Source organism: Paenibacillus ottowii (genome assembly GCF_006874425.1).
Taxonomy (GTDB): Bacteria; Bacillota; Bacilli; order Paenibacillales; family Paenibacillaceae; genus Paenibacillus; species Paenibacillus ottowii.
The window spans coordinates 98,522-112,782 of sequence record NZ_VIJZ01000002.1 but is presented as its reverse complement, the minus strand read 5'-3'; the positions used below and the strand labels follow the sequence as shown (position 1 = coordinate 112,782).

The 14,261-nt window shown below is 43.3% G+C and carries 13 protein-coding genes; all 13 read left to right on the top strand.

Annotation, left to right across the window (positions count from 1 at the left end; all coding sequences use genetic code 11):
* Positions 1-5: 5 nt before the first annotated feature.
* The 13 genes from FKV70_RS04540 (at position 6) to FKV70_RS04480 (ending at position 14,249) form a co-directional block, all read left to right on the top strand.
* On the top strand, positions 6-581 hold the full coding sequence (locus FKV70_RS04540) for a hypothetical protein (RefSeq protein WP_142611977.1): 576 nt from the start codon (positions 6-8) through the stop codon (positions 579-581).
* Positions 578-1,156, top strand: a complete 579-nt coding sequence (locus tag FKV70_RS04535; RefSeq protein WP_142611976.1) for a hypothetical protein — start codon at positions 578-580, stop codon at positions 1,154-1,156. The genes FKV70_RS04540 and FKV70_RS04535 overlap by 4 nt, the downstream gene beginning before the upstream one ends.
* Positions 1,153-1,587, top strand: coding sequence for a hypothetical protein (locus tag FKV70_RS04530; protein WP_142611975.1), 435 nt, complete (start codon positions 1,153-1,155; stop codon positions 1,585-1,587). The genes FKV70_RS04535 and FKV70_RS04530 overlap by 4 nt, the downstream gene beginning before the upstream one ends.
* A 10-nt stretch (positions 1,588-1,597) precedes the next feature.
* Positions 1,598-2,044, top strand: a complete 447-nt coding sequence (locus FKV70_RS04525) for a hypothetical protein (protein ID WP_142611974.1) — start codon at positions 1,598-1,600, stop codon at positions 2,042-2,044.
* A gap of 42 nt (positions 2,045-2,086) precedes the next feature.
* The gene (locus FKV70_RS04520; RefSeq protein ID WP_142611973.1) at positions 2,087-2,875 is read left to right on the top strand and encodes a hypothetical protein; all 789 of its coding nucleotides are present in this window, start codon (positions 2,087-2,089) and stop codon (positions 2,873-2,875) included.
* Between the two features lie 64 nt (positions 2,876-2,939).
* Complete coding sequence (locus FKV70_RS04515; protein WP_142611972.1) at positions 2,940-3,281, top strand: hypothetical protein; 342 nt, start codon at positions 2,940-2,942, stop codon at positions 3,279-3,281.
* Positions 3,282-3,330: 49 nt separating this feature from the next.
* Positions 3,331-3,567, top strand: a complete 237-nt coding sequence (locus FKV70_RS04510) for a hypothetical protein (RefSeq protein WP_142611971.1) — start codon at positions 3,331-3,333, stop codon at positions 3,565-3,567.
* Positions 3,568-3,594: 27 nt separating this feature from the next.
* On the top strand, positions 3,595-9,075 hold the full coding sequence (locus FKV70_RS04505; protein WP_142611970.1) for a phage tail tape measure protein: 5,481 nt from the start codon (positions 3,595-3,597) through the stop codon (positions 9,073-9,075).
* Positions 9,075-9,629 (top strand): phage tail domain-containing protein, encoded by a 555-nt coding sequence (locus tag FKV70_RS04500; RefSeq protein WP_142611969.1) that lies wholly within the window; start codon positions 9,075-9,077, stop codon positions 9,627-9,629. The genes FKV70_RS04505 and FKV70_RS04500 overlap by 1 nt, the downstream gene beginning before the upstream one ends.
* Positions 9,630-9,641: 12 nt before the next feature.
* Positions 9,642-10,052, top strand: coding sequence for a phage tail fiber protein (locus FKV70_RS04495; protein WP_142611968.1), 411 nt, complete (start codon positions 9,642-9,644; stop codon positions 10,050-10,052).
* A 9-nt stretch (positions 10,053-10,061) separates the two neighbouring features.
* Positions 10,062-11,429 (top strand): right-handed parallel beta-helix repeat-containing protein, encoded by a 1,368-nt coding sequence (locus FKV70_RS04490; RefSeq protein WP_142611967.1) that lies wholly within the window; start codon positions 10,062-10,064, stop codon positions 11,427-11,429.
* A gap of 15 nt (positions 11,430-11,444) precedes the next feature.
* Positions 11,445-12,083 carry a phage distal tail protein gene (locus tag FKV70_RS04485; protein WP_142611966.1) on the top strand — a complete coding sequence of 213 codons (639 nt, stop codon included), beginning with the start codon at positions 11,445-11,447 and terminating at the stop codon, positions 12,081-12,083.
* A 12-nt stretch (positions 12,084-12,095) separates the two neighbouring features.
* Positions 12,096-14,249: a phage tail protein gene (locus FKV70_RS04480; RefSeq protein ID WP_142611965.1), complete on the top strand. Its 2,154-nt coding sequence runs from the start codon at positions 12,096-12,098 to the stop codon at positions 14,247-14,249.
* The last annotated feature ends 12 nt before the right edge of the window (positions 14,250-14,261 follow it).

Here is a 14,261-nt window from a genome sequence, read left to right as displayed (position 1 = left end):
GAAAGTTGTTCTATGAGTTCTTACACCGCCATACGCCGTGTGTGGTGGACGGAAACGAAGATGTAGTGATTCTATCAAGGGAAACCAAAGCGACGACTGTAATGGGCAAAGAATACGTCTATAACGGTGTATTCTCATCTGAATCACTCGTTAATCGTGGTTCCTTGGTACAGGCAGAGGACAGGTTTCTCGTCCTAACCTTAAGGAAAACGGTAGATCAGGACAAATACTGTTCTTTGGTTAAAACGAACGCTGTGGTAGAGGTGCAAAGATACCAGCAAGCTTACGATGCAAATGATAATCCGGTGGGCGATGCGGAATTCACGTCGGTCGCTGCTGATGTTGTTTGTTCTGCACTGTATGTCACAGCACAATTGCGACAACAGGAGCCGGGCTTGCTGCCGAGTACCGTGTTTACCTTGCAGTTACAGACGACAGTCGATGTAAGAGACCCTCAAGACTCAAGTCTATCCGCGCCTGACCGGATTGTAATGGGCGGGAAGACATACCAGGTAGATGTGGTAGATAGGATCAAGTATCCTAACTTGCTGCATGTTCAGCTTTCAGAGGACCGCCGATGATTACAGGGTATGATTCAGCGAAAGCGGCAAAGGATCTGGAGAATAAGCTCGCTGTTGAAATTACCGGGCTAACGAAACTGGTCATGCTGACAGCCAAAAGCGGCATACGGTACTATCCGGCAGTTCGGGACCATTTGGAGATGCACATGTTCGTGCTTGCTAATCAAATGATTTCAGGCGACATTACAGCGGATTACTGGCAGGCGTGGCTTGAACAATTCGGTAAAGGCTCCAAGATGGCAGACAGCAGCCAAAATCCCGGTTTAATAACCTACATGAATAGTGAAGCATGGAACCGACTGAGGTCCAAAGGTGATCGTATTATTGTAGGTCGTTCCCGTGGAAAGTACCGAGCGATTGACGGTACCATGAAGGAATCAGGTGGGGGATATGCTGGAGTAGATTTGGAGGAGCTTGCGGAGCGCGGTGATATTGATCCTTCATTTAGGGCCACACCTCCAACCTACTTTTTACGTATTGCAATCCAGTCCAACCGAAAACGGATTTTGGACGGTATCAGCCGAGTGATCACTGAATTTCCTTATCACAGATACTTCAAGGAGGTAAAGGAGTGAGCCTACAACTTATTGATGCTGTTCAGAATGCTTTAAAAGCAGATTCGGAACTCATGAGCATGCTGAAGCTTACTCCTTCATCACCCTCTGCTGATATCGTAAAGCGATTTACGAAAGGCATGGAGCCTGAGATAACGGTTTCTAAGGATACAGTTCCACATATCTGCCAATATGTCATGCCGGGACGATATGCCACTAATCCACTGGTGTTCGAAGGTAAGTTCTGTATCGACTTTTATGGTAAGACAGCATATGAGGCAAAGCTTCTATTTGAAAGAGCTTTCAAAACCTTGCACGAAAAAAGGTTGTTTGCACAGGGGGTTATGTCCTATCTTTGTGTGCTATCCTATGACTCAGATTTTGCTACTGGCATCCAAGGGGCCAAGGGGTACAAAGCAATTTTCGATGTTGATTACTTGAGAATGAATTGAGGTGAGCAGAATGGCAGAAGCAGCTGTATGGAAAGCAACCGGGAGATCCGGTGATCACAATGGTGTTAACCACGTTGAATATGAGCTGCTGGATTCAGCACAAAAGCGAGTTTCTTTGGCTAAAACCAACGTATCCAGTATTGAAAAAGATGGGGTTAAAATTGAACCGGATGATCAGGAAACTCTATGGTTTAGTGAAGCAAATGCAACCAAGAAGTACAAATTTAATGTTGTTACTCTTGCTGGTACAACTTATGAAACCGAATTGAATTGGACTCAACCTAATCCTCCTAAACCAGAACCTACCGAATGGGATACGCTGATTGCTGAAAAAATCGCGCTTGCTAAAGGGTTGGGTATCATGGGGGTCTGGAATCCAAAACAGGGTTACAAGCTAACCAAAGAGTACAGTCGCATTGCAGAAATTGATAAGCGTTTATGGGAACTGGTCAAATAATCTGACCAGTTTTTTATGTTCACATAAGGAGGATGAAACTTTATGCAACCTTTAGTATTTGATGGTGTGGGGTCAGCACAGGTTTATGAAGAAGGCGGAAGGCTTAAGTTTCTTGATGATAAAATCACTAAAGTCACTTTGCAATTGCAGTTTGATTGGGACAAAGTAATGGGCGGCGATAGTGGATATGCATTCCACTACACTGCTAAGGATTTAGGGGATAAGGCCTCTATGGAAGTTCCTCGTTACTCTGATATTTTGGCTGAGTTGTCTCAAGGGGCTGAATCAGAAAAAGGCACAGTTCAATTTGATGAGGTAGAGCAAGGATTTTTGACCGCTACTGATGGCTATAAATTAAAGGCTCCGACGAAGTATAATGGAACCTTTGTTGATAAGAGTGACCGCGTTTACTTAAAAGACACTGACACAGGAGAACTTACTGAACTGACTCGTGTTGCTTCCACTCCAACAGCAGAACAGTACGTAATTACATCTGATGGAAAAATTACATCTGATGTTGCAAACGAAGGGAAGTTAATAACCGTTACGTTCAAATGGTCAAAAGAGAATGCTACAAGAAGTAGTTTAAGCGGTAAACGCCGTCCGAAACCATTTAAGCTGGTACACCGTTTTTCCTTAACCGATGATCGGAACGGTAAAGAAGTCCCTTGCCAGCTCACTATTTGGAAGGCCCTCGGGGGCGGAACTTTGGACGTGTCCCAAGAACGCAAAAAGCCAACCACTAACACATTGGCGCTGGAGATTATGGAACCGGATATCACGCCGGAAAACCCTAACGGATATGCAGTGGAAATCATTTTCGGTATCTAATTAATCACTAACCCAACCCCCTACCAGAGCGCTAGGGGGCTACATACATTGAGGAGGAAATTTAATGAGTACAGACAAACAATTGGATAAAACGCTTAACATCGGAACTGAAATTCGATTGGCAGAGGGCATCAAAAAGCACGTGAAGATTGGAACAATTGCATTGATCCGTCAGGTTCGTGAAGAGATGGATGGTGTAGTACACAAGTTTTCCTTTTCGATAGGCCGGAAAAAGTGGGAGGCTACCGAAGACCGGGAAGCGGTTGACTGGCCTAAAGTAGAGGATACGTACAAAAAGGTATTTAACCTTGTTCTGGTTGAAGAAATAACTGAAGAAGAGTATGAACAGATTGACCAGGACGGTATTGAAGAACTGGACAAACTATTAGACCGATTTCTATTCTGAGTCGTTTCCTCCAGACCAGGAAGAGAATGATGAGGAAGAACCGGACGAAATGGATTCAGTTGAAAATGATCATGAAACCGACTGGTTAGAACTTTGGGCCTTGTGTATCAGTAATGGAATATCAGATTCCGAATGGCCTAATATGACTATTCCAAAAATTAGAGCGCTCATGAAGGCCAAGAACAGAAACCGGGAATTTGAAATCATTCTTCACGGTGGCAATGTTGAAAACAAAAAGCCGAAGAAGGTTAAGACATTATCTGATCTTGGTTTCTTCGCCAAGTAAATTAAGAGGCATCCGCAATCATGCAGGATGCCTCTTTTTCTGTATTCAGGGCAGGAAAAGTTTCCTGAACCCTATGAAGAGGTGAGCAAAGTGGCGGATTTAAGTAAAGATGTAGTAGGTGCGCGTATAAGCTTGGATACCACCAAGATACTACCTGCTTTCAAAGTAATAGACAACGGAGCAAGGGCGAATGCTGAATCCTTTAAAGTTTTAAATTCTGAACTGGGGCTAAGTGAGAAGAATTTTAAATCCTTAGCCAGTAGTGCGGATAAGTTTGCTTTGAGTGCAGAAGACAGACGGAAGAAGATCCTCGCTGAATCCGAAGCTCTTGTTAAGCAACGCACTGCACAAGCAGAATTAAATACTGCTCGGAAGAATCAATTGGAGCAGGCCAATAAGATAACCGACGAGAAGCTTAGAGCACAGCAGGCCATTGTAAAAAAGCGTGAAGACGCAATAGAACAACAGGAACGCGAACACCTGAAGCGTATGGAGGCTTTGCAGAATAAAGCTTCATTGACAGGTCAGAGATCGGCAAAGGCCTCAGGGGCTGGGACTGACGACAGGACGCGTGAACGTGTCTTAATGGAAGAACAGTCCATACGGATGAAGATATCTCAACTGGCAGAGAAAGAAGCACAGCAGGCACGTAAGAACGCACAAGATTACGAAAAGTTTTGGATGAATGCATTACGTGCCAGGGAGCAAAAAGAGGCACAAGTTCGTGAGAAAGTCCTTCAGGAAGAACAGAAGATCCGGCGCTCTTTAAGCCAAACTGAAGCGCAAATGAAGCAGACTTTTAATACAACTCCTAACTGGATTAGCCGAGTAGGTGATATGGCTACCCATGCCCTTGTATTTAATACAGCATATGCAGCTATGCATAAAACGCAGGAGGCACTTAAAGAGGGATTAGTTGGCATTGAGTCCAACATGGCGGGTTATATCCAAACCAATGAGCACTATTTTTTGGAGTACAACGAAGGCACCAAAGAAATGGTGATGAACACCGAAAAACTTCATGACCAGACGACCAAATTTATTCGAACGGCGCATGACCTTGGTTCGGAAATTATGGACGTTACCGAATCAGCACGTCTTTGGGGCCGGATGTATAAGGACGCAGGCGTAGTTCAGGAAATGGTGCGTAAGTCTACGATGCTTTCGACTGTCGATTTGGTTTCTCTTGAAGGCGCGACTAAATCAATGGAGTCCACATTTGCTCAATATGGCGTGCAGATTAAAGACAGCAACGATGCCATGGTGCTTGGTGGTCGCGTGCTGGATTCCTGGTCCAAGGTTGCCCATGACACGATGGCACCAGCGAGAGACTTGGGAGCTGCCTTCGAACGGACAGGTAAGATAGCGGCAGAAACAGGCGTTTCATTTGATTTTATGAACGGCTTGATTTCAGCAGGTGTTCGTAACACGGCTCTCAGCGGGGAAAACTTGGGGAACATGTGGAAGACAGTCCTGGGTACAATTCGTACAGATAAAGCCGTAGCAGAGATTGAGAGATTAGGAGTTCAGACAAAAGAAGTTGTAAATGGTACAGAGCAGTGGAAAAGGGCAGAAGACATCCTGTTAGAGTTATCGACAAAAGTAATCGACAAAAATTATGACCTTACGAAATCCTACGCTGATATATCGCGTGGCGTTTATCAATATGCAAAACTAGCCGCTTCACTGAACGCTGGAGACATTTTGTTAGGTACAGCTGCTTCTATTGGATCTACTGGTTCTACAATGGAATATCTAAAAGTTCAAATGGATACGATTCAGAGAAAAGCTGCTCAGACCAAAGCCTCTTTGTTAGAGATATTCAACAATGCAGGAGACGACGGGCTTCGACGCATGATTAAAGATGTATTGGATGTAATTGATCAGCTTTTAATTGGGCTTACCAAAGTTCCGGCAGGAGTATTTGAAGGGACAGCAGCTATTGGTGGATTACTTCTTGCATATAAGGCATTGAGTGGTCCGATCTTTAATGTGATTGAAGCAGTCAAAGTGTTAACAGCGGCAAAAACAGCGGAAACAGTCGCTGTATCAGCAAATACTACTGCTAATCAAGTCAATATTGTTTCTGCGCAAGGGTCGACCCTTGCGACTGTTTCGAGAACTGCTGCAACTGAAGGAGCTACGGTAGCACAGGGAGCGTTAACATTAGCTACGGAAGGCGCTACAGTAGCAACCAATTCCCTATCCGTCGCTCAAGCAGCAGCCACAGTAACCACAGCAGCAGCTACAGCGGGAATATCCTTAATAGCAGGAGCTATTGCATTGTACGCCTTCCAAAGCGGAAAGTCTGAAAAGGCGAGTAGGGAGAGAATTCAGTCTTTAAAAGATGAAATTGGCGCATCACAACAAATGATGAGTCAATATCAGAGACAAATTGATTTACTACCTAAATTGGTAAGTGCTCACAAGTCGTTAGAACAGTCCCTTAATGTAGGAAACTTATCATTAGAAAAAGAAACAAAGATTAAGAAACAGTTAGATGAGGTATCAAAAGCTTTAGTAATCACACTCGGAGAAGAAGGGGCCAAGCGTTTATCAGCAAACAATTATGATGATTCTGCTGTCAAAAAAGAAATCGAGAATCTAAATAAACTGATTGAAAAGAAAAGAGAGGCAAGCAGACTGACTCTTCTTGATCAACAGTCTGAAATAATGAGACAGCAGAAAGCTAATTCTGAAGAATTAGCCAAAGCTCAAGAGAAGCTAGCTGCAACCGAAGCAGAGTTAAATGAGCGAATAGAAAAAAGAATGGGGACTATGAAAAAGGAGGAGCAAGTCAAGGATGCTAAGGAAGCAGTTCATGCCCTGATTACTGAGAATCATAAGCTCTCTGAATCTTTAGCAGAAACCCAAGTGCAGTTGACCCAAATTGCTGTTGATGGGTTCGATCAATTTTCTGGTAATGCAGGTACCGCAGCCGAAAGTGCCAAAACCCAAGAGGAAGCCCTTGCTGATTTAAGAGAACAGATTCAGGGTAACGGCAAGGCTATCTCTGAGATGAACACTGTTTTAGATGATCTTGCAAATAAACAGTCCATGAACGCAGAAGCTGCGGCAGAATTAATCCTCAAATACCCTCAATTAGCTTCAGAGATTTACAAAACCTCTGAGGGATGGGCTTTCGAAAAGAATGCACTCGAAGTTGTTCGTAAAGCTAAAATTCAAAAGGCTATAGATGATCTAAAGTCTGAAAAAGCGTCCAGTTTAAGTACAAAACTTGAGTCTGATGATCGCATCGCAGTTTACATTAAAGAGGCTGGAGCGATTAAGAGTCTTGCTGAGTTAAAAGCTAGATTGAATGGAGTTATGGCTCAAAGTTCATTAGAAGTTTTTAATAAACAAAAAGAATTAAACAATATGACCGGAGTGAAATCTTTCCTAAATGCTCCTTTTCAGAACCAGTTAAACCAAGATAAGAAAAACATGGAGCAAAGCAAAAAAGATATAGGCGAAATATATAGCGGATACGAGAAAGATATGAAACAGTATGACACTCAGATTAATGCTTTAACCAAGCTATATAATGATCCTAAATTTGGTGTGAGTTCTTCTGGTTCAAAAAAATCGAAGGGAAGCGGGGGCAAAAAAGGCAAGAGCGATACGGAACGTGCAGCTGAAAAAGCAGCTAAGGACGCATCTGCGGCACGAAAAGATAGTTATGATAACGAACTTGATAATTTTAAGTACATCGCTGAACGAAATGAATGGTCTGTAGACCAGCAAATAGCTGGATACAAACGATTGGCTCAGCGGCATAAGCAATATTTAACCGAAGATAAGGATGCAATGAAGCAATGGAGCCGCGATGTTCAGAAACTAAATGACTCCAGGTTTCAGGAAGATGTTGAGAATCTTGAGCGAAGAACCGAGCGAATGCGGCAGGCTAATAAACAGGAAATTGAGATGGTTAAAACCAGCCTGGATTTCTACAAGAAGGAGCAAAGTAAAAATTATCTGCTTCCTGCTAACCGTAGAGAGATTGCCAAACAAATCTATGATTTAACCGCCAAATACAATGAGCTTCGCTATCAAAACAGTGAGAAGTGGATTGATAAAGAAACTTCCAAAATGGAAATGGCAGGGCAAACCCAAATTTCTATTCTGAAAATGGAATATGATGCTTATATGCGTATGAGTAAGGCAAAGGATCGTACTGCCGAACAAAGTTTTGAGTTGCAGCAGAAGATTTATGAGAAACGTAAAGCTCTGGAAGATGAATTTCTGTCCGACTTCCAAAAACGAATCAATTACCAAAAGAGTATGGAAGCCGTATCTGTTTCCGATCAGCTCAATTTATGGACAAAAATGCAGGCTCTTTATAAAGAAGGATCAGAACAACGGATGGAAATTGATGTACAGGTCAATGATTTGAAGAAGCAACTTTTGGAAGATCAGAAGAAGGCTGCTACCGAAGCTGCCAAAAAGGAAAAGGAAGTACTTGAAAAGACTCGGGATGAGGAAGTAAAGCGCATTGAGGCGGAACGGGATGCTTTTATCGAGGCTCAGGACGCTAAAATTAAGGCCATAGATGACTTGCTCGCCAAAATGCAAACAGCTAACGAAGACGAGGATTATGAACGTGCAATGGCGGAGAAACAAGCGCGCCTTGCCCTGCTACAATCTGCTGTCGGTCCCGAAGGTATTGCCGAACGGAAACAGACTGAAAAAGATATCGAAGATATGCAGCGGGAACATAACCGGACGCTTGCTAAGCGTGGACTGGAGGATCAGAAGAAGAAGCTCCAAGACGAGAAGGCTGAACGGGAAAAGGACTACAATGACCAGATTGAAGCTGCCAAACAGCATTATGATCAGCTTGCTGAGAAATACGATGAGTATTCAGACGGAGTTGAATCTAAAGCTGAAGATTTGAAAAATACCCAAATCTCAAAAGAAACCGAGAAGAACTCGGAGATTTTGCGTCAGTTGGACCAGTTTATTGCTGATTATCAGGCTAAAATGGCTGAAATCAATGCTACCTCATTGTCTGCATCCTTTGATACAGGTTCCTCAATATCCGAAAAGGACAGCGATTTGGCGAGATACAATTCTAATATTGATAAATGGTATTCGGCAGGCGCTGCTGAGAAGGCCAAGCTGCACGAGGAAAATGCCGCTCTGCGGAATAAGTATGGCATTAAGAAGGATACAGGGAAACTTCAAAAATTCCATTCTGGCGGGATCGTTCAAGGCCAGAAGGGAGCAGAGGTACCCGTCATTGCTCGAGAAGGGGAAATGTATTTGAATGGTCAACAACAGAGTAACTTGTGGAAAATTATCAATTTTAAGATGCCGAAACTTAATTTCTCCATGCAAGACTTCTCTATGCCAATGGCTTCGGGCGGTTCAAATCCGCAGCAAATCAGCAACCAGTTCGTAATAAAATCAGGCGATACTTATATTGAAGACGAATCCGCAGCAAAGGTGTTCTGGAGTGAACGGGACAACTTTGTACGGAGGTTGCAAACGAGGGGAGGCAAGTCTTAATGATAGACGCTACGGTGGATGGTAAGTCCTTTAAATCCATTGGATTAGGGCTTAAAAAGCACAACATACCTGTGTTACCGCCGACGAAGGACCATAGCCTTGAGATAGCTGAGAGGGATGGAGAACTGGATTTTGGCAGTACCTATGGAGCGCGAACAATCAATCTTGAATGCGTCCTAATGGCTGATGATATAACCCTTGATTACCATAGGAGAGTCGCCCAAGTGGCGGCTCTTTTTAATGCCAAAAAAGGGGATATTGTATTCACGTTTTCAGACTTACCGGGAAGGCGATATATCGGGCGCTATGCCGGAACATTGGATATCGAAAAAATACTTTGGGATGGAGAATTAACCATACCAATCAAAATGGGTGAACATCCGTTTCCCGAGAGTGAGGAGAACATTAAAGAGGTGACCATCACACAGTCGCCGCAGACCGTTTCAGTTACGTCAGTTGGAGACGAACGAGCAAGTCCTGTTATCGTTCTGACCAACATTGGTGAAAACGACATACGAAATTTTCGAATTGCAAATGAATATCTAATTGAGTAGGGGGTCTTTACATTGGCGGACATACTTTTAAGTAAAAGTAATTGGTGGAAAACGGCCTGTATTAATGCAACCTTAAGGGGAATAAATTTTACAGCCCCTCAGACCGTATATATCGCCTTATACACAAGCAATCCAACGGATGCAGATACAGGGCAGGAAGTTAACGGAAGCGGCTATGTACGGCGAGCTGTGACCTTTGGTGCGCCAGTTATTACCGATCGTAGGGCAGTTGCTTCCAGTACAGAGGATGTGTCTTTTCCAATTGCAACGTCTGAGTGGGGATTGGTAACACATATTGGCATCCGAACGGCAGCGACGGGGGGGAATCTGATATATCACGGAGCTGTAAAAACACCGCGCACGGTACAAACAAATGACACGCTACGTTTTATGGCTGGTCAGATAAGCATAGATGAAGGGTAGGTCCTAGACATGGAAAAAATGTATCCCCCGGTGGTGAATTCGCCGCGTACAGAGTTGTCAGAACTTATTACTTCGACTCAAACTGAAATCAAGGTAACGAATGCTGCTGTACTATTACAAGGCGAAGGTATAGCGGTTATAGGCAACGGGGATGTAGCGGAGACAATCACATATACAAACATAGAGGATAACACGCTTAAAGGATGCGTCAGGGGCTTCGAAGGCGTAGCACGTGCTTGGGCATCAGGTGCTGTGGTAGCACGTAATTTTACTGCTTCCGACCTTCGAGCGGCGCAGCACAATATTGAAGATCTTGACGACAAATTGCGAGGTATGGAACTAACAGACGCTTATGTGTATTACGTGGATGCCGTTAACGGATCAGATTCAAATGATGGTCTGACTAAAGCTAAGGCATTTAAAACCATCGCCAAAGCTGTAAGTGTAATGAAGCCTATAAGCTTGTCTCGATTTTCCATTGTGCTCTTACCAGGAACGTATGATGAAGACGTTGAGATTAAGCATAAACTACGTGCCCAGACACTAGAACTTAAGGGTGAAACAGAGGATACCAGCTTATACAAGGTTAGATCTGTTACATTAGACAACTTTACGAACCGTGCAGGGATTTACAACCTGACAATCACAACGACTGAAAAGGTTGGTATATCTCTGGTCTATTGTAATCGTACTTTGATTGAGAACGTGGTTATTGAAGGGGTTTCAACAAGCCAGCATGGTATTAGTAGTTATGACGCTAATGCACGGATCGTAAACTGTAAAATTTCTAATCGCAATATTGGTATAGCTGCTGATGCTCGTTCGTGGTTCTACATCGAAAATTGCACAGGGTCTGGGAACGTTACAGGTATACAATCGCAGCTGGGTTCTATCATCGTCGTGGCTGGAACTGTTCCAAAAGGTGCAACGGATGAAAAATCTCCATTATCAGGTCAAATTTTTGGGAATACGCCTTTTGTGTACCTACGAAGCGGGGGATATACATTGCCAGCTAATTCCACTCCTACTGATGTACCAGTTACTACCGTAATGGAAGACAGCTATTCTATGCGTGATGGAAACACGGTAGTGATCAATAAAAGCGGGTGGTACCACATTAATTCACTGGTCACGATAGAAAGCTTGCCTAATACCAAAATCGCAGACCTGACAGTACAGAAGAATGGAGCAAATTTAACATCCCGACAAGGCGTGGGGCTAGGTACTGGATTAGTCACCTTTTTGACGTTGGATGATCAACAATACCTAGTAGCTGGAGACGTTATATCATTTAAAGTTTTTCAAAGCGACTCGGTAGATCATAACGTATATAACACTCAAATGAGGCTTACATGCATCGGGCAGAGAAGAACGTAATTTAGGAGGGAGGTCATGTTTAACACAACAGGATTCAATAACCTTGCTCTTAATTCGGGCAGCTCAGCAGATGGGAATGTAATAGACCTGTCCGCCCATTTATCCGGTCAGGGACAAATGTATTCCCGGCGTAAAGAGACGAGCGGGAGCGAAACTGACAATGCATTTAACCTAATGTCATTCAATGTCATGGACGCAGAAACGGTCACAGAATATATATTGGACTTTAATTTAGATATGACCGTAGGTGTGAAACTTTCAGGCGAAGGCCGGGCGCAATCTGATTTTGTCCGGTCTTATGATTTAGAAGCAGCGCCTATGTCCGGTGATGGGCGAATGTCGAACGCTGATTACGTCCGAGAAATATTAATGGGGGCTGTACCTATGTCTGGAGAAGGACGATTGCATCCAGGCGAGGCCAGTCGATTCCATACTGATTATATTGAGTTTACGGACGTTTTCCGTCCTGGCGAAGTCATTACTATAGATGCAGGAAATTTCAAAATTATGAGAAATGGTCAGAACGTATCGCATCTTTACAATGGTGATTTCTTTGACTTGAATCTCGGCAATAACAACCTGACCTGGACGGACCCCGAAACAGGACGGACAGTTTTGTTCCGTATTACACACCGAGATAAATTTTTATATTAAGAGAGGTGGACTATGCCTACTCCAACTATGCAAGTGTTTGATAAAAATATGCGGCGTGTTGGAACGCTAGTGGACTCTTATGACATTCAGCGGCGGCGCAGGATTAACAGTGACTATGAATTAACCTTCATGGTTCCAATGACCTCAGAGGATTACCGTGAAAAGATAGCAATCAAGGGCCACGTTCGGGATGAGCGTGGCCAGTTTTATGTCATTCAGTCTCGTAGCCGATCACGAGAGGGAAAAAAGCTGACTGCAAATATCTATTGCAATCACATCATGTTCAAGCTTAACGATTACAAGTTTCCATATGCTTCATACATTGCAGAAGCATATGGAATTCATCTCAATCAACTCACGGATCTTATTACAGCTGCTACGGGCGGGAGATTCAAATTCGTTATCCACGACACATTCGATTTGCATGATGTCAAGGACTTCGGGCGTGGGACGTGTTTGGAAGCTCTCAATAAGATCGTGCAAATGTATGAATGTGAAGTCGAACCGGATAACTTTGTAATCAATCTGAGAAAAAAGATCGGGGCTGATAATGGGCTACAATACAGACTCAAAAAGAATATCGTTTCTATCTCCTTCAAAGATAAAGGGGAATCCCTTGTAACCCGCATGTTTTCGCAGATGAAGGATGGACGCACCTTTATTGGAATGGATGCATCTAAACTGACGGACGAGGAGCGGAGTTTGCTTTCCAGTGTGCCGGGAACGATTGTAAACGGGAAGCTGGCAGTTAACTACTTAATTTCTCCTTATGCTCAATATTGGGCCAGTGCTTCCGTACCATTTTATGATGGTGAAATCATAGAGCAGGATATTGAAGAACCTGAGGAGTTGCTTAAGGTTACTCGAAAGGCTCTCAGGGAGCAAGAGAACGTAACACTAGAAGTTACCGTATCAACGGCTGACCTATTTAAAATTGACAATACAGAGCCAGAACCACATTTAGGTGACACAGTAATGTGCATTGACCCGGCTATGGATATGAACAAACTCAAAGCTCGAATCACAGAGCTTACAGAGTATCCATATAGCCGCGACAAACACAGTGAACCTACGATATCCAATGTCAATTTACGAGACTATGCGGACATTATCAGTGACTTGGAGAGAAGTAAGAACATTGTTAACAACTCGTTTAGTAACGGAAAGATCCGAACAGAAGTTTTTGAAGCCTATGCCAAACAAGCTGTCATTGATATTAATAACAGTAAAACGGAATTGATTTACCCACCAGAAGGCGGAATATTGGCTCAAGAAAAGACAAATCCATTGGAACAAGTGCGTCTGACTTCAAAGGGGATAGGCATATCAACAGATGGTTGGAAAACGATCCGTGCTGCTATAACTGCTCGTGGAGTATTGGCAGAACAGATTATTGGGCAACTTGGTAGCTTCGTTTCTTTAGTTATTGGTAGTGGTAATAACGTAACCAAAATAAATACTGACGGAATTAGTGCCGGAAACGATGACTATACTATTGCACCGTTCAAAGTAGATATGCAGGGGAATGTTGTTGCCAGGTCAATCAAGCTTACGGGCCAAATTGATAACTCAGAAATGAATGCTTCAGATATTAGGGCTAGTACAGTTAATGCAAGTACAATACGCGGTAGTAAACTGATCGGTAATGAAATAGAAGGCGGTATTATTACAGGAGCCTTATTCCGTACAGCCAAAGAGGGTAGGCGCATAGAAATAAATTCTAATGGTCTTACTGCTTATAATTCTCGTGGCGGAGAAGCTGTCTCATTAGGTCAGTATAATGATGGAGGCGGCTTATTGTTTATGGATGATGGCTCGCCGAGAGGAAGTGTCTACGGAGATAGAGAAGGATTTCATATGGGGAACATGGGACCTATTATCATAAGATCAGTTGACGATGCTACGTACTTAAAAGGACCTGTAGATTTCTCTGAGGCATTCGTGAGTGGTCTTGATCTTAAGCCGGGGAGTATCGAAGGACTTGAGGATACAATCAGCAGTTTCCGTAATGAAATAGCCGAGATTCGTGGCGATTTGTTTAATGGATTAATTGTTAATGCGACATTTGATCCAAGTTCCAGGAATCTAAAACTGTTCAGTCGTGGTAGAACGGTTGCAACAGTCAATATACCTGCTGGCGGAAGTACAAGTAGCTTGACAACATAATGTTTACTGCAC

What these genes read in the sequence shown, in the direction of transcription:
- FKV70_RS04500 (WP_142611969.1), top strand. Translation starts at nt 9,075, where the DNA reads ATGATAGACGCTACGGTGGATGGTAAGTCCTTTAAATCCATTGGATTA.
- FKV70_RS04535 (WP_142611976.1), top strand. Translation starts at nt 578, where the DNA reads ATGATTACAGGGTATGATTCAGCGAAAGCGGCAAAGGATCTGGAGAAT.
- FKV70_RS04505 (WP_142611970.1), top strand. Translation starts at nt 3,595, where the DNA reads ATGCCTCTTTTTCTGTATTCAGGGCAGGAAAAGTTTCCTGAACCCTAT.
- FKV70_RS04510 (WP_142611971.1), top strand. Translation starts at nt 3,331, where the DNA reads ATGGATTCAGTTGAAAATGATCATGAAACCGACTGGTTAGAACTTTGG.
- FKV70_RS04525 (WP_142611974.1), top strand. Translation starts at nt 1,598, where the DNA reads ATGGCAGAAGCAGCTGTATGGAAAGCAACCGGGAGATCCGGTGATCAC.
- FKV70_RS04515 (WP_142611972.1), top strand. Translation starts at nt 2,940, where the DNA reads ATGAGTACAGACAAACAATTGGATAAAACGCTTAACATCGGAACTGAA.
- FKV70_RS04480 (WP_142611965.1), top strand. Translation starts at nt 12,096, where the DNA reads ATGCCTACTCCAACTATGCAAGTGTTTGATAAAAATATGCGGCGTGTT.
- FKV70_RS04520 (WP_142611973.1), top strand. Translation starts at nt 2,087, where the DNA reads ATGCAACCTTTAGTATTTGATGGTGTGGGGTCAGCACAGGTTTATGAA.
- FKV70_RS04485 (WP_142611966.1), top strand. Translation starts at nt 11,445, where the DNA reads ATGTTTAACACAACAGGATTCAATAACCTTGCTCTTAATTCGGGCAGC.
- FKV70_RS04490 (WP_142611967.1), top strand. Translation starts at nt 10,062, where the DNA reads ATGGAAAAAATGTATCCCCCGGTGGTGAATTCGCCGCGTACAGAGTTG.